The sequence below is a fragment of the Streptomyces sp. NBC_01384 genome (assembly GCF_045040035.1).
Taxonomy (GTDB): Bacteria; Actinomycetota; Actinomycetes; order Streptomycetales; family Streptomycetaceae; genus Streptomyces.
In genome coordinates this window covers 7,816,212-7,832,325 of record NZ_CP109559.1, presented here as the reverse complement: position 1 = coordinate 7,832,325, position 16,114 = coordinate 7,816,212, and the positions used below count along the sequence as shown (strand labels likewise).

Annotated in this window: 10 protein-coding genes and 1 pseudogene; 6 read left to right on the top strand and 5 right to left on the bottom strand. The window is 69.1% G+C overall.

The features are described 5' to 3' along the window. Positions 1-325: 325 nt before the first annotated feature. The gene (locus OG747_RS35590; RefSeq protein ID WP_405883452.1) at positions 326-2,230 is read left to right on the top strand and encodes an FHA domain-containing protein; all 1,905 of its coding nucleotides are present in this window, start codon (positions 326-328) and stop codon (positions 2,228-2,230) included. 261 nt (positions 2,231-2,491) lie between these two features. Here the strand turns inward: OG747_RS35590 and OG747_RS35585 are convergent, their stop codons facing one another. Together OG747_RS35585 and OG747_RS35580 are read right to left on the bottom strand one after the other, a co-directional pair. Then, the gene (locus OG747_RS35585) at positions 2,492-3,964 is read right to left on the bottom strand and encodes an ATP-binding protein (protein ID WP_405883451.1); all 1,473 of its coding nucleotides are present in this window, start codon (positions 3,962-3,964) and stop codon (positions 2,492-2,494) included. A 240-nt stretch (positions 3,965-4,204) separates the two neighbouring features. Next, a pseudogene (locus OG747_RS35580) lies at positions 4,205-4,422 on the bottom strand (transposase family protein); the annotation flags it as partial. 132 nt (positions 4,423-4,554) lie between these two features. On the opposite strand from OG747_RS35580, the gene OG747_RS35575 reads away from it, so the two are divergent. Then, positions 4,555-5,343, top strand: a complete 789-nt coding sequence (locus tag OG747_RS35575; RefSeq protein ID WP_405883450.1) for a hypothetical protein — start codon at positions 4,555-4,557, stop codon at positions 5,341-5,343. A 182-nt stretch (positions 5,344-5,525) separates the two neighbouring features. Here OG747_RS35575 and OG747_RS35570 read toward each other — a convergent pair whose 3' ends face one another. The 3 genes from OG747_RS35570 to OG747_RS35560 all read right to left on the bottom strand — a co-directional run bounded on the left by OG747_RS35570 (position 5,526) and on the right by OG747_RS35560 (position 9,539). Continuing rightward, positions 5,526-5,954 (bottom strand): hypothetical protein, encoded by a 429-nt coding sequence (locus OG747_RS35570; RefSeq protein ID WP_405883449.1) that lies wholly within the window; start codon positions 5,952-5,954, stop codon positions 5,526-5,528. 371 nt (positions 5,955-6,325) lie between these two features. Further along, positions 6,326-7,876 carry a cellulose binding domain-containing protein gene (locus OG747_RS35565; RefSeq protein ID WP_405883448.1) on the bottom strand — a complete coding sequence of 517 codons (1,551 nt, stop codon included), beginning with the start codon at positions 7,874-7,876 and terminating at the stop codon, positions 6,326-6,328. A 316-nt stretch (positions 7,877-8,192) separates the two neighbouring features. After that, the gene (locus OG747_RS35560) at positions 8,193-9,539 is read right to left on the bottom strand and encodes a radical SAM protein (protein ID WP_405883447.1); all 1,347 of its coding nucleotides are present in this window, start codon (positions 9,537-9,539) and stop codon (positions 8,193-8,195) included. A 534-nt stretch (positions 9,540-10,073) separates the two neighbouring features. Here OG747_RS35560 and OG747_RS35555 point away from each other — a divergent pair. The 4 genes from OG747_RS35555 (at position 10,074) to OG747_RS35540 (ending at position 16,096) form a co-directional block, all read left to right on the top strand. Further along, entirely contained in the window at positions 10,074-11,324 is a 1,251-nt protein-coding gene (locus OG747_RS35555; protein WP_405883446.1) for an FAD-binding protein, read from the top strand. A 96-nt stretch (positions 11,325-11,420) separates the two neighbouring features. Next, the gene (locus tag OG747_RS35550) at positions 11,421-12,731 is read left to right on the top strand and encodes an ROK family transcriptional regulator (RefSeq protein ID WP_405885869.1); all 1,311 of its coding nucleotides are present in this window, start codon (positions 11,421-11,423) and stop codon (positions 12,729-12,731) included. An 11-nt stretch (positions 12,732-12,742) separates the two neighbouring features. Then, a complete protein-coding gene (locus tag OG747_RS35545) occupies positions 12,743-14,620 on the top strand; it encodes a glycoside hydrolase (RefSeq protein WP_405883445.1) in 1,878 nt (625 codons plus the stop codon). A gap of 213 nt (positions 14,621-14,833) precedes the next feature. Then, positions 14,834-16,096 (top strand): ABC transporter substrate-binding protein, encoded by a 1,263-nt coding sequence (locus tag OG747_RS35540; RefSeq protein ID WP_405883444.1) that lies wholly within the window; start codon positions 14,834-14,836, stop codon positions 16,094-16,096. The last annotated feature ends 18 nt before the right edge of the window (positions 16,097-16,114 follow it).

Here is a 16,114-nt window from a genome sequence, read left to right as displayed (position 1 = left end):
GGGAGTGAGGACTGTTCGTGCTCCGGCGCGGGCCACGGGCCGAGAGCGGACGAAGTCCTGTAGATCACATGCGAGCACACCGAAGCGCACACTAGAAATACTTGACTAAGCAAGTATATGGTCCTGGATGGGGACAGTTGGGGAAGAGGGCCGCGCGCCTCCGGGAGAGCTGTGCTGCCATCGCATGTGATCGCTCCACGGCTCGACAACATGCCAAGCGTGTCGTTGTTTCCGCCGGTCGACCGCCGTCCGGCGCGGACGCGCGTCGAGGTGTCCGGCGGCACCACAGTGATATCGATGTCATCCACCCCTGGAAGGAAGTGCCGTGGCACCGGTGCTCGTTGGGCTCCAAGGTCTGCTGGCGGGAGAGCGCATCCCGATCCTCGACACCCGCGTCACCTTCGGACGCAACGCCGAGAACACCGTCGTCATCTCCAGTCTGAGCGTCTCCCGCTTCCATGCGGAGATCGTCTTCGACCAGGACGAGGGATACGTACTGCGCGACTGCGGCAGCAGCAACGGCACGCTGGTCAACGGAGAGGAGGTGGAGTCCCGGCTGCTGCAGGCCGGTGACGAGATCACCATCGGCGACCAGGAGTTCCGCTTCGAGGTGGCGGACGCCATGGAGACCCTCATGGCGCTCTCCCTGCCCCGATCCGTGACCCACCCGGAGGAGAGCGAGCAGGGGTCCGTACTGCGGGTCACCGTTGTCGGCGGGGGCCCTGTCGGGCTCTCCTTCGCCCTGCTCCTTGAGCACTTCCTCGGGGCCCAGGCGAAGATCACCGTCTACGAGGGCAGGTGGCGCAAGGACGGCCGTACCGTCGTCTGGAAGGGCCAGGAGGAAGGCAATGTGCGGCGCCAGCAGGTGGTGACCGTGCAGAGCCGCCAGTACCTCGCATGGCCGGAGGAGGTCCAGGCGCGTCTCTTCGACCCGGAGCACTACACCGAGATGTGGCCGTCCGGCCCGGACTCGATCGGAAACCACCACCCGCGCAACATGCGTATCGCCTACATCGAGGACCGGCTGCTGGAGCTGGCGAACGAGAAGCGGGACCGGATCCGGCTCATACCCGCCCGGTTCGACCCGGCGGAACAGCAGGACGCCCTCGCCGGGCAGCATGTGCTCGCCATCTGCGACGGCGGGCGGTCGCGCACCCGGGAGCACTTCGCCGCCCGGTTCGGCAAGGCCGACGAGTCCATCTACTCCCTCGACGGCCGCCATCTGCGGGACGTCGTCCTCGGCCTGCGGGTGAAGTCGGACCTGTCCGACCCCATGGCGATCCTGCTGACGGTCGCGCAGAACCGTTTCCTGCTCAACTCGCTGCGCGGGGAGGGCTTCCTCAACATGCGGCTGACCGACGCCGAGCTGGGGGAGGTCGTCGGCATCGACCCGGTCCGCCGCGTCTTCGAGGAGTGCATCGCCTCCCGGCCGTGCCTGATGAACCGCGACGAACACGGCGACTTCCAGTGCTCCACACACGGCACGCTGTTCCTGCCGGCCCTGATCAAGGGATCGTCGCTGTGGAAGCGGGTGTACGAGGGGCTGCGGCTGTTCGACGTCCAGGCCGAGCACCTGACCGCGGTCACCAGCTTCCGCCTGGACATGGTGCAACGCCCGCTCTTCTCCGCCGAACTGCTGCCCCCGACCGTCAACTCACCGGGTACCTACGGATTCCTCCTCGGTGACGCCGCCAACGCCATCCACTTCTGGCCGGGCCGTGGGCTCAACAGCGGTCTCGCCTCCGCCGTTTCACTGGCCCGCTCCCTCAACGGTGCCTGGAACGGGAGGCCCTTCCGGGACGCGGACTTCCTGCGGCACGAGGCCGCCATGTCGATGCTCCAGTACCGGCACAAGAGCCGCGCGTGGAAGGCGATGGTCACCACCGACGACCAGGGTGTCACCTGGGCGATCAAGGACATCATCGACCACGGCATCGACGGAATCACCGAGGAGCCCGACCGGGAGGCGGACACCAGGACACTTCTGGAGCGCATGCGTGCCATTCGCGAAAGGCTCGCCCCCCGTCTGCCCGGAATGCCGGACGACGAAGCGATCCTGGAACGGCTGCGCACCCTGGAGCCCACCACGCTGCGCATGCTCGTCCTCAGTGGCGCCTGGGACACCTTGACCATGGGCGGCGAAGAAGTCGACATCGACATCTTCTACGGCCAGGACTCCTCCGCTGCCGCCGCAGCCGTCGAAGCACTGGAGCCGGCCGCCCAGCCATAGCCCAGAACCTTCGCCCGGCACTGGCAAGACGTGCGCCCTCTCCTGAGGTCTGTGGCGCATGGCCGACAGGTTCGGCGGCACCGGGCTCCGTCCTTGATCTGGGCGGCCGCGGTCGGCCAGAGAGCGGGCTCCGTCGGCCTCGGCGCGCCTGCCGACGGTGCGGTGTCGAGGTCGGCCAATACGGAGCCGAGTCTGGCGGACCACGATCGCCCTGCTCGCTCCATCCCTGACCCGGACATGTTCACGTCCTCGGGGCGCGGGTCATGCCATGCCGTAGAGCGCCTCCAGGTCCACCAGTTGGATATCAGGGTCAGCATGTGCGGCCGCGTATGCCTTGTCGTTGAAGCCTGCGCCGCTGAGACACATGAGTCGGGTACTGGTGGTGTCGTAGCGTCCCGCCTGGGTGATGAGGTCGCGGATGTGCTGGAGGCGCTCGATGTGGGCGATGCCCATGGTGTCGTTCCATTTGGCCTCGCCGATGGCCAGGAGCGGTGGCTTGGAGCCGTCGGCGATGCCGATGACCGCCACATCCACCTCGTGTCCGACGCGGGCCCTGGGATCGTGCACCACGCCGTGTCCGACCCGGGCAGGCAGACCGCCGATCAGTTCTGGGTCGGCGTGGTGCAGCGCCCAGTCGCGGCAGACCTGTTCGAAATGAGGGCCGAGGACGTTACTGGTGAAGCGGCGGCGGCTGGCCTGCCAGACCCGGGCTGCGCTGCCGGGGCGTTCCAGCTGGTCCCAGACCGGTCGCATGATGGCGTGATAGAAACCGATCAGCGGTTCGGCGATGCGGTAGGTGGGCCGGTTGTCACGGAAGGCGTCGGCATCTCGGTGCAGCAGGCCCGCGTCTTCGAGGACATTGATGGGGTGCGCAATGTCGGTGGCCTTGCGTTCCAGGTACCCGGCCATACCCCCGCGGGTGGCGTTGCCGTCGGCGACTGCGGCCAGCACGGACAGATACAGGGCGGTGTCTCGCAGGTCGGGCTCTTCCGCGAGCAGATAGCGGGCCTCGCGGAACAGAGGGGTCTCTGGGTTGAGGACGGTGCGGACGACCCAGTCGTCGAAGTCGTCGGCTCCGTTCGGGGTGTCGCCGCGGGCGAATTCCCGTCGATACGCAGGTGTACCGCCGACGACCGCGTTGACCTGCAGGGCCAGGCGCGGGTCTGTGATGTTCCAGAATTCGGCGGCCAGGCGGTGGTCGAGAGGGCGGACAACCAACTCCAGCCCTGCCCGGCCTCGCAGGGGGGCATTGCCGGACAGCAGCCTGCCCATGAACGACAGTGCCGAGCCACACAGCAGGAGTCGGGTGCGGGAGCCGCTGCGCTGGTCGCGCAGGGTCCGCAGCGCCTCTTGGAGGATCGAGGGGAGCTCCGGATTCGCCTTGGCAAGGTACGGGAACTCGTCGATCACGACGGGCACGGGCCGCTCCGTGCCCAGCGCGAGGAGCGCGTCGACGGCCTCGGCCCAGTCGGAGAAGTGGTACGGACTGGCAGGGCGCACATGCGCGGTGAGCGCAGCGCTGATACGCCGCAGGGACTCGGCATCGGCGGCCTCGGTCGCCCCGAAGTAGAACCCGCCTGCGGCACGGCAGGCCGCGTCGAGCAAGAAGGTCTTGCCCTGTCGGCGCCGCCCGGAGACCACACCGAGCGTCGCGCCAGGCTGTTCATCTTCGATGAACCGTGTCAGCGCCGACCATTCGTAGTCGCGGTCGAACATCTCGACGGGCTTGTCCATGCCCCTCCCATTTCCAGAAAGTAGAACCACACATCTATAAACTGTACCCCTATATCAATAGTGATCGCTGTATCTGTCCAGAGGGCTGGGTTTCCGCGCGCCGGAGTCCGCTTGACTCCTGGCGGGGAAGCCGGTGCAACTCGGTTGGGGGGGAGACACATGCCAGTGAAGTTCGGGCTGTGGCGGGTGGACGGCAAGCCGGTGCGGGTCGCCGCACCGCCGCTTCCAGCGCTTGGGCCGACGGCCCCGGAAGGGCACGCGGACGGGACGGCCGACGCCCTGGTACGCCTTGTCCGCCCAGCACTTCAGCCCTGCGGCGGCGAGCGCGTCGATGATCCCGATCTCGCGTGCGGCCGGTCAGATCGTGGGGGGAACCGGGCAGGGCCGCGGGAAGCCCACAGCAGCCGACCGAAGGGATCGGTGAGGACCTGGACGTTCATGCCGTGCCGCTTGTGCTTGTGGGCCGGTCGTCGGCGGACGTGGGCCGGATGGCCCCTGGGCCGGCTGCCCGTCCCGGCGGGAGGCTGGTGAGTAGGCAAGCGGTGGCCCCGGCCCGGCGGCCGCGGGCGGATCGACGGCAGGTGAGGATCATGAACCCTCGGCACACACGTGCGGCAGCCCTGGCATCCCTCGCTCTGGCGGGCGCGGTCGCCATCGGCGCGTGCGGCGCAAACGGCGGTGCCACCGGCACCGGCACCACCCCCGCGACGTCGACCGCCACGACACCCGGCAACACCCCCGCCAACCTGGCGAGCGGTGTGCCCACCCCCTCAGGACCGACCAGCGGCTGGGGACCGGGCATGTGGAGCGGCAACAGGGGCCCCAGCATGATGGGCGGCAGCGGAGGCTCCTGGGCGCCCGGCATGATGGGCGCCGGCATGATGGGCAACTGGTGGCTGGCGGGCAACGGCCACCAGGTGAAGAACCTCGACCAGGCCCGTGAACGGGCCACCGCGTTCGCCGGCCGTCTCGGCCTGCGGGTCGGCGAGGTCATGCAGTTCACCCGTAACTTCTACGCCCAACTGGAGACCACCGCCGGCCACGCGGCCACCGAGGCGCTGGTCAACCCGGCCGACGGCGCCGTACAGATCGAGTACGGGCCGGCGATGATGTGGAACACCGCCTACGGCATGCACTACGACAGCCGGAGCAAGACCACCATCTCGGCCTCGCAGGCCCGCGCCATCGCCCAACGGTGGCTCCACGACCGCGGCACCACTCTCGCGGCGGGCGACCCGGAGTCCTTCCCGGGTTACTACACCCTGCACACCCTGCAATCCGGGAAGATCACCGGCATGCTGTCGGTCAACGCCACCACGGGCCAGGTCTGGTACCACAGCTGGCACGGCGACTTCATCGCGATGAGCAGCCATGGATAGCCGGCCGAGCATCTGGGCAAGTTCCCGTCCAGCCGCCCCTGCCGGGGGGCCGAGCATGTCTGCCGCTTCCCCGCGCGGCGACGTGCGCACGGAGCCGAGCGATCACCGCCGCCTGCGCATCGGTCCGAACCGCCTGGGCACGCTCAACGGCTGTCCGCCCGCGGGGAGACGCAGACGCCCCGTCAGACCGGGGGTCGTACGGGGCGGTGAGCGGCGTGAGCGGTGTGCGCGCCTACTCTGACGTTCAGCGCGACCGAGTCGCCTTCGGTGAGGTTGTCCTGCGGGATCGTCCTGGTGAACGTTTGGGCCTTCTTCCCCGGTGCCTTACACGTGACGTCGACCGTGAGGCTGAACTTCGAGTCCAACGGGGCGTCGAGGCTGATAGGGCCGAACGTCGCCCTGCGGTTGGTCGGGTTGTTGGTGGGACCCGACGCATCGTCCTCGTCGCTGTCCAGCGACACCCGGGTGGGGACGGAGTTGCTGGGGGCCGGGAACGCGGCCTTGCAGGTCACCTTGCCGCTGAAGGACACCGTCCCGACCAGGGGCGCTGCCGAGGCAGGACCGGCCGTCAGGAGACCTCCGGCCAGGACCGCGGTGACGATCGGGGCCATGGTCGCGAGAGTACGAGACCTGCGGGAGACGCGGGACGTGCGGGACGTGCGCGTACATGGGACCACCTGCTCGTTGGCGTACGAGTAGTTCTGTGGGGGCCGACCCGGACGCCGACATGACAGGCGTGGCTCGGAGAGCGCCAGGTTTCGCGGGGTCGTCCGTGAACCGGGCCAGGGTTCAGCCACCGCGCTTTGACCAGCTGATTCGGCAGCCCCCAGGCCCTTCCCTCACCACATTCCTACAACGCCTCCCGGCCCGCAACCGGAACGGATTCCCCTGTACCGCGCGGGTACAGGGGAATCCGGGCAGCCGCGTGACCTCGCGCCTTGCTGTACTGCTCCAGCGGCTGCCGCACCCCGGTCAGCGTGCGTCAGCTGCCGGTCGTACAGCCGGTGTTGTTGAGGGCGAAGTCCTGCGGGGACGAGTTGGAGCCGTGCCAGGAACCGTTGAAGCCGAAGGTGACGGTGCCCTTCGCGGGGACGGTCTTGTTGTAGTCGGCGGCGGTCGTGGTGACGTGGGAGTCGTCCTGGACGAAAGTGCCGTCCCACATCTGGCCGACCCGCTGACCGTCCTTGAAGGTCCAGCCGAGCTGCCAGGTGGCGAGGGCCTTGGTGGAGGTGACCGTGACGCTGGCCTGGAAGCCGTCCGGCCACTCGCTGACGATCTCGTACTTCACCTGGCAGTCCGCCGCCGGACTCTTCGTCGGGCCCGTTGTCGGGCCCTTCGACGAGCCCTTCGTCGAGCCCGTCGTCGGGCCCTTCGACGAGCCCTTCGACCCGTTCCCCCCGTCCGCCTTGCCGGCGGGCGACGAGGACTCACCCTGGGCCACCGGATCGGAGCTCGCCGCCGGCCGCGACGTCGAGTCCGCCACCGCGGGCGAACCCGACGAACCCGACGAACCCGAGCGCAACGAGGGGCCCGAGTCCACGACCGGCTGCCGGTCCCCCGACTCGCCCTGTACGGACGTACCGCCGCCCTTGGAGTCGCCGAAGGGCATCAGCGACACGGTGAGCGCCACCGCGGACACGACGACGGCCGCGACCAGAGTCCCGGTCCTGCCGATCCGCGGCCGGGTCGGCTTGCCCTCGGCAAGGCCCGTGTCCACGGTCGCGTCCGTGCGTCCGCCGATCAGCCCGGCTTCCGCGGCCCGGCGCCGCCGTTCCAGATACGCGAGGCCGCCCCAGCCGATCACACCGCTCGAGAGCGCCGCGGGCAGCCCGCCGCCGTGCAGCCGCAGACACGCCGCCGCCTCCGCGCACTCCACACAGCGCGCCATGTGCCGCGAGAGGTCCTGGGGCGTCTCGGCACTGGGCGAGCGGGTGACCGCGTCGAGGAGCCGCGCGTAGCTGCGGCAGTGGGCATCCATCGGCGTGTCGAGGTGGTTGCGGTGACAACGGTCCCGGAACAGCGCCCGGACTTGGGCGAGTTCCGTGGCCGCCGCGACCGGATCGAGGCCGAGCCGCCGGGCCACGGCGGGCAGCGGCAGCGATTCGACCTCGGCCAGCCACAGCAGCGCCGCGTCCGGCTCCTGCATGTCCCTGAGGCCGCGCAGTGCGAGCGGGCGGTGCAGCGGCGGCCCGATGTAGCGGGCGGCCTTGTCGGAGTGGAGCCACAGCCGCAGGTCGGGGTCGAGCCGGTGGCCCAGCCCGTTCGTCTCCCAGGCGGCGGCCACGGTCCGGACCGAGGTCAGCACCAGCGGAATGCGGGGCAGCCTGAGCGCCCTGCGCCCGGTACCGGTACTCTTCGATGCCGCGGTGGCGGCGCGCAGTTCATCAATGCCGTGCGTGAACGCCTCGGTCGCCAGCCGCGTGGCTGCGGCAGAGCCGGACGTGCACAGATCGGCGTACGACAGGACCGCGTCCCAGCACTCCGAGAGCAGTGCTGCCTCGGCGGCGTTCTGGGGGGTCGGCAGGTCGGGCATGGGGGGCTCCTGCATCAACTGCTTCCATGTGCAACGTCAAGCAATGCCAAGCAACTTTAGGCAACGCCAAGCGAACGCCAAGCAACGCAAATGACAACTCACCTTCTTTACGAGGGAGTTGATGACCGTCTCAACGACGGAGCCCGAGCCTTTCACGACTCTTACACAACTGACAAGCGAGGTATTCAATTAGCGTGCCAAGCGGTTGCGGGCAGCGGCGCGCGCCGCCCGTCCGATGCGCGAAGCCTCCGACCGCACGGGGCCTCCCTCCTGTTGTACGGAAGGGAGGCCGAGACGTCTCGATCGCGGTCGACTTTTACGGAATCTTCGGTCCAGGGGCTTCCGCCACCGCGGGTTCCCGCGCCGGGAGACTGTCCATGAAGGAGCTCACCGAGAAGACGGCGTGGCCGGCGCCGGGCGGGCCGTATCCGGGCGGGGAGGAGAGGCCGAAGTCCTCCATGGTGGAGCGGTAGGCCTCCAGCAGCCGGATGTGGTACTCCAGCGGCGCGCCCTGCGGGTTGGCCTTGCCGAGCGGGGTGGTGGGCTCCGGGCACCAGGTGGTGAAGCGGGGCGTGATGCCGTGCGACATGAAGAAGCGCAGACCCTCGGTCGTCGATGCGATCGCCTCGTCGACCGTGGTGAAGCCGAAGGGCTCGGCCATCTCCACGCCCGCCACGAAGTTGGGGATCACGTTGCGCGCACCGAAAATCTCGGCGGAGTCGAGGATGCGCCGGTGCCACTCGTCCCTGCCGACATACCGCTCCTTGCCCGGGCAGTACAGCTCGAAGAGCCGCCGGTCCCACACCTCGTAGTTGGGGTGGTAGATCTGCACGCCGTAGTCCTTGAACCGCTGTACGTCGTCCCGCGGCAGTGCCTGGGCGACGACCTTGCCGATCCACCGCCCCGGGAAGCGCTCCTCGATGGCCTTGGCGTAGTGCCCGTAGAAGTCGGCCTCGTCGCGACCCTGCAGCTTCGAGGTGATCGCACCACCGGTGAGCGTGTACGCGGTGGACACCTTGGCGGTGTCGTACCGGTCGATGATCTCCAGCGCCTCGAGGACCTCCTCGACGTCCTTCACCCCGGTGTACGGGCGCCCCGCCGCCTTGTGCTGGCGCCAGTTGTGATTGATGTCGCAGTACTGGCACTCCTCCTTGGCGCCGAAGTACTGGCAGACACGGAAGACGGTGAGGTAGATCAGGTACCCCCACTGGATGGTGGGCGCCACCTCCATCACGGACTTCCCGTTGGAGAGCGTGTGCCGGTAGTACTCGGGCATCGGCGGCACCCCTACGTCGGAGATCCGCTTCCCGTCGAGGTAGAGCCCGAGCATCCCGTCCTCGTCGGAGGCGACGCGGTAGGGCGAGGCGGGATTGACCCGTACGGACACGACGGTTCGCCGCAGGTCGTACGGCCCGCCGGTGAGGATGATCTCCTCGGGCGGGCGCCGGAGTGCGGCCTCGCCGAGCTCGGGCAGGGTGCCGTGGTCGAAGGAGAAGATGAAGTACGACTTCGGCTTGACGTCACCGTCCTCGTTGTCCGAGAGCGCCGAGTCGTCGAAGGCCACACCCCCACGGAGCAGGTCCTCCTTGAAGACGGCTTCCCGTGGTACGTGCGGGAACCGTTCCATCAGATCCTCGACCAGCGCGGTGCGGCTGCCGTCCATCCCGTTTCTCCTCGCTCCCGACTCGTTCCTGACGCGTGCCCGGCGTGTTCCCGACGTGTTCCAGTCTCCGTGCTCGACTCCTCACGGTATGCCCCTGCCTGTGGGTCAGCCGTGCCGGGTCCCCTCGCGCCGCGCGATGTGTGCGGGCGGGGCCAGATCGGGAGGCAGATGGGGTCCCCCCCGGACGGAGTCTGGGGGAGGGTCGGGCTCGGGCGCGCCCCAGGCCGCCGTGAGCGGCAGGGTTCCGGCCCAGAGTCCGAGCGGCGGCGTCGGGCCCGTTCCCGTCGTCGGGGGCGCCCGTACGGGCCTTCACGGAGGCCTCTTCGAGGGACAGCGCGAGCAGGGTGGTCGCGGGCACGGGCGGTCGCCGACTACGGACGAGGCGACAGCGAGCGCTCGCTACCGTGGGTGTCGCCGAGCGAGAGGGGGCCATGGACGGGGTCGGTCCGGAAGCCGGCCGGCCCGTCGGGATAGTTTCCAGCCGTGGCCACCGCACGGCCGCGCACGGAAACTTCCCGGGGAGGGACAACAGGGATGACAGGAACCCTGACCAACTGGGCCGGCAACATCACGTACACCGTCAAGGAACTGCACCGCCCGCACTCCCTCGACGCGCTCGCGACGCTGGTCGCGCAGAGCGCGAAGGTGCGCGTGCTGGGCAGCGGGCACTCGTTCAACGAGATCGCCGAGCCCGGCGACGACGGCGTCCTTCTCTCGCTCACCGCGCTGCCCCCGGCCGTGGACGTCGACTCGACGGCCCGTACGGTACGGGTCGCGGGCGGCGTCCGGTACGCCGAACTGGCCCGCCGGGTGCACGAGCACGGGTTCGCCCTGCACAACATGGCCTCCCTCCCGCACATCTCCGTGGCGGGCTCGGTGGCGACCGGCACCCACGGCTCGGGCGTCACGAACGGCTCCCTCGCCTCCGCCGTGCGCGAGGTCGAGATCGTCACGGCGGACGGCTCGACCGTCACGATCGGCCGCGGCGACGCGCGCTTCGACGGCGCCGTGACCTCCCTCGGCGCACTCGGTGTCGTCACCGCCCTCACCCTCGATCTGGAACCGGACTTCGAGGTGAGCCAGCACGTCTTCACCGAACTCCCGCTGGCGGGGCTCGACTTCGAGACGGTGGCGGCGTCGGCGTACAGCGTGAGTCTCTTCACCGACTGGGGGCGCCCGGGCTTCCGGCAGGTGTGGCTCAAGCGGCGCACCGACCAGCCGCTGCCCGACTTCCCCTGGGCCGCGCCCGCCACCGTGGCGATGCACCCCGTGCCGGGCATGCCCGCCGAGAACTGCACCCAGCAGTTCGGGGTGCCGGGACCGTGGCACGAGCGGCTGCCGCACTTCCGGGCGGAGTTCACCCCGAGCAGCGGGGCCGAGCTGCAGTCCGAGTACCTGCTGCCGCGTCCGCACGCGCTCGCGGCGCTCCAGGCCCTCGACGCGATCCGGGAGTACATCGCGCCACTGCTGCAGATCTGCGAGGTGCGCACCGTCGCCGCCGACCGTCAGTGGCTGAGTCCCGCGTACGGTCGCGACACCGTGGCCCTGCACTTCACCTGGGTCGAGGACACGGAGGCGGTGCTGCCGGTGGTACGGCGGGTCGAGGAGGCGTTGGAGCCGTTCGACCCCCGGCCGCACTGGGGCAAGGTGTTCACCGCGTCCGGGGAGGTGCTGCGCGGGCGTTGTCCGCGGCTGGGCGACTTCAGGGCCCTGGCCGAATCCATGGACCCGGCGGGCAAGTTCACCAACGCCTTCGTGCGGGACTTTCTCCACCCCCTTTCCTAACCCCTTGTCGAAAGTCCGTCCCGGGCCATAGCCTTGCGCCGCGCCGGGGCCGACGAGCACCGCTGCGCGGTACGGAGGATCGAGGTGGCAAAGCAGGTGAAGCGGACATCACGCGACATCCGTACCGCTAACCGCTACGAGGTGCTGCGCCAGATCATCGCCGCGTCTCCCACCTCCCGGCAGGAGTTGGCGGCCGCCACCGGACTCAGCCTGGCCACGGTCGCCACCCTCGTCGGTGAGCTGCTCGACCTCGGGATGCTGACCGAGGTCGGGTTCGAGGACTCCGCGGGGGGCCGCCCTCGGGGACTCGTAGCCGTCAACGCGTCGGGGGGCGCGTTGATCGGCGTCGACATCGCGGAGACGTACGTCCGCGTGGAACTGTTCGACCTGGCGCTGAACGTGCTCGCCCGCGCCACCGAGGACATGCGCCCCGGCGAGAGCCGCCCGGAGCAGGTCGTCGGGCATGTGGCCGCGGCCGTCGGGGCGGTGGTCGCGCAGGCCGGGATCGAGGGCGCGCGTGTCCTCGGTGTCGGGGTCAGCGTGCCGGGCCAGGTGGACCGCGACACGGGGATCTCCGAGTACGCGCCGAACTGGGACTGGCACGATGTGCCGCTGCTCGACCTGCTCTCCGAGCACATCGCCTACCCGCTCTACCTCGACAATCCCCTGCGCGCCTGCGCGGTCGCCGAGCTCTGGTTCGGCGCGGCCCGCGGACGCGGGGACGCCGTCGTCGTCAACCTCGGCACCGGGGTCGGCGCCGGGCTCGCGCTCGGCGGAGGACTGCACCGCGGGGTCAGCAACAGCGCGGGCGAATGGGGCCATACGACGCTGGTGCTGGACGGGCGGCCGTGCCACTGCGGTAACCACGGCTGTGTGGAGACGTACGTCGGGGCGCCCGGAATCATGCTGAATCTGCGGGAGTCGAGCCCCGAAAGCCCGCTGCTGCACCCCGAGGACCAGACCGCCACCATCGACGCGCTGTCCCGCGGGGTCGCCGGGAACGACCCGGTGGCGCTCAAAGTGGTCCGCGACACCGCCCGTTACCTCGGCGCGAGCATCGCCGACCTGGTCAACCTCCTCAACCCCGAAGTCGTCGTGCTCAGCAGCTGGGTCGCCGCCGCGCTCGGCGAACCGCTGCTGCACGAGGTGCGCGAGGCCGTCGCCCGGCACGCGCTGAGGCGGCCGCTGGCCGCCACCGAGATCGTCCTCTCCCCCATCCCCACCGACCCGGTCTGTCTGGGCGCCGCGACCTTCGCCCTCGAAGGAGCCCTCAACTCGGTGGGCCAGAAACCCGCGGGCGGCAGGACCGCTCCGCGCCGCACCACCACAGGCACCAACCCCCGCACCACCGCGGGCACCACCCCTCGTACCACCCCAGCAAGGAGCCGTACCGCACCACCTTCATGACGACGGAAGGGATGCACATGACTCGCCCCGCTCACCCCCACAGACGGTCACTCCTGGTCAGCGCAGCCGCAGCGCTCGTCCTCCCCGTGGCCCTCATATCCGCCCCGCCGGCGGGAGCCGCGGACCCCACGGCCACCACCCCCACAACCCCCACCCCCGCAGCCGCCGAAGTCTCCCCGCACGCGGCCCAGACCATCGACAACATCGGTGCGTCCGGCGCCTGGTGGGTCAACGACCTCCAGCACTTCTCCCCCGCCGTCCAGGCCCGGGTCGCGAGACTCCTCTTCTCCTCCGGCGGCCTGGACCTCAGCTCCTACCGCTACAACATCGGCGGTGGCGGCACGGCGGTCACCACCCCCGCCCGCGCCCCCGAGGACTTCCTCAAGGCCGACGGCTCGTACGACTGGAGCAAGGACAAGGGCGGCCGAACGTTCCTCAGGTACGCGGCGAAGTACGGCGTCGAGGACCTGATCGGCTTCGTCAACAGCGCACCCGCCGCGTGGACGACCAACTCCCAAAGCTGCGGCGGGCAGTTGAAGCCGGAGAACACGGCCGACTTCGCGCGGTACATCGCGGACGTCACCGACCACTTCGCCCGGCAGGGCGCGAAGCTGGACTACATCAGCCCCTTCAACGAACCCAACAACGACTTCGGGAGCTGCGGCCAGGAGGGCATGCTCGTGCCCGTCGCCCAACGCGACGACATCGTACGGGCGTTGGGCGCCGAGCAGCAGGCACGGCACCAGAAGACCGGCATCATCGCGGACGAGTCCAGCAGCACGGTCAGTTTCAACACCGAGGTCCCGCAGTGGATGGCGCAGCCGGGCACGGCCCCGTACGTGTCGAAGCTCGCCCACCACACGTACAACAACCCCGGCGACGACCAGCTGGCGAAGATCAACGAGACGTCGAAGTCCGTCGGCAAGCAGCCCTGGGCGACCGAGATCTGCTGCTTCGGCAAGGGTGGTACGGGCTGGGCGCAGGAGTACGACCCGACCATCGACGGCGGTCTGAACCTGTCCCGGATCATGTACAAGGACTTCGCGACCGCCCACGACTCGGCGTTCCAGTGGTGGACGGCCCTGTCCAGCATGGTCGGCACCGACCCGCTCGCCAAGAACGACGACGGCTGGAACGACGGCCTCATCTACTACGACCCGGACTACGCGGCCAACGGCAACCAGACGCTCTACATGACCAAGCGCTACTACACGCTCGGTCAGTACAGCAGGTTCGTGAAGCCAGGGGCGGTCGCGCACGACGTCACGGGCGCACCGAGCGGCGTCGAGGTCAGCTCGTACGAGAGCAAGGGCAAGTGGGTGGTCGTGGTCAACAACCACAACACCACCGACACCGCGCTGAACCTGCACTTCAACAGCAAGACGCCGGTCCGCGCGACGCGGGCCGTGCGCACCTCCGCCACCGAGGACTGGGCCTTGGTCGCCAGGCCCGCCGTGAGCGGCGCCACCGCCTCCACCACGCTCGCCGCGCGCTCCGTCACGACATACGTCTTCGACCAGAAGGGCCACGGCGGCTCGGCCCTCACGGGGGCCTGGCAGGGGCAGCAGTCCGGCAAGTGCCTGACCGCGGACGCCTCGGGGGCCGCGATCGGCACCTGCACGGGCGCGGACGCCCAGGACTGGGCGTATGACGTCTCCGGAGCGCTGGAGGGCACCAACGGGTGCCTGACGGCCGGGAGTTCGGGCCTGACGACCGCGGACTGCACCGGGGCGGCGGATCAGCAGTGGCAGCTCAACGCCAATGGCCAGATCGTGAGCGAGGCGTCCGGGAAGTGTCTCGACGTGAGCGGTCGGGCGACGGCCGACGGCAGCAAGGTCATCGTCTACAGCTGCAACGGCGGGACCAACGAGGTCTGGTTCCGTCAGTGAATTCAGAGGCGTTCATCTCTTAGGGGCCTGGTGGGCCGCCGGTCGGCGGCCCACCAACTCGCCATGCCCACACCCCGGTTCGACCTACCGAACGTCACACAACACTTCGAACAGACTTCGCCCAACCCCTTGCCGAAGCCTTAACAGAAAGTTAGCGTCCCGCACCGCACAGCGATTTCGAGCCGCAGCCGTACTCGAGACAAGGACGTCACCATGTCGGCAATGAGCAGCAACTGGGACCGTCGATCCGTACTGCGAGCCGCCGCGGGACTGGCCGCGCTGGGCCCGCTGGCCGCCTGTGGAAGCAACAACGGGCGCTCCGGGGGCGGGAGTTCGGGCAAGTCCATCAAGCAGTACTTCCACGCGTACGGGGAGGCCGGCGTCGAGGACGCCCTCAAGCGGTACGCGAAGGGCTACGACAAGGCCGCGGTGAACACGCAGTGGATCACCAGCGCGGACTACGAGAGCAAGCTCTTCGCCGCGCTGCTCACCGACAACGCCCCCGATGTGTTCGAGTTCCACCCGCAGATCCAGCTCATCAAGAGCGGTCAGGTGGCGGACCTGAGCGACATCATCGATCCGGTCAAGTCCGACTTCAATCCGGCCGACATCGCGTCGCACACGGTGGACGGCAAGATATACGGCGTCCGGATGATCGACGACCCGCAGTTCTTCTTCTACCGCAAGTCCGTGCTGGAGAAGGCGAACATCAAGCCGCCGACCACGCTGGACGAGCTGATCGAGGCCGCGGCGAAGCTCACCACCGGCAAGGTCAAGGGCCTGTTCATCGGCAACGACCTGCACGCCGTCATCAACCCGCTGATCTGGTCGTCCGGCGCCGACACCCTCGACGCGAAGAACCAGATCGCGTACCACACGGAGGGCGTCAAGGAGGGCATCAAGAAGATGCGCACGCTGTTCACCAGCGGCCACCTTCTCCTCGACGCCCCGACCGACTACTGGGACCCCTCCGCGATCGTGCAGGGTCTGACCCCCATCCAGTTCTGCGGTATGTGGGCCATGCCGGTCATGCAGAAGGCGCTCGGCGACGACCTCGGGATCTTCCCCTTCCCGAAGGTCACCGACTCCGGCAAGCAGTCGGTCGTCAACGGCGGCTGGTCGATGTTCGTCAACGCCAAGGGCAAGAACGTCGACCTGGCCAAGGAGTACGTGAAGTGGCTGTGGATCGACCAGAAGAAGTACCAGGAGGACTTCGCGCTGTCGTACGGCTTCCACATCCCGCCGCGCGCCTCGATCGCCGCGTCCGCCACCAAGCTCAAGACGGGCCTGCCCGCTGAGGGCGTCAAGCTCTTCAACGACTTCGGGCACTTCGACAACATCGGCTGGACCCAGGCCATGATCACCGCGCTGGAGGACGTCTTCGCCAACTGCGTCCGCAAGAACGGTGATCCGGAGGCCGCTCTCGACGGGGCCGACAAGACGGTCAACCGCGAGCTCAAGAAGCTCTTCGGATAGCCGAAGGAGACCGACGGA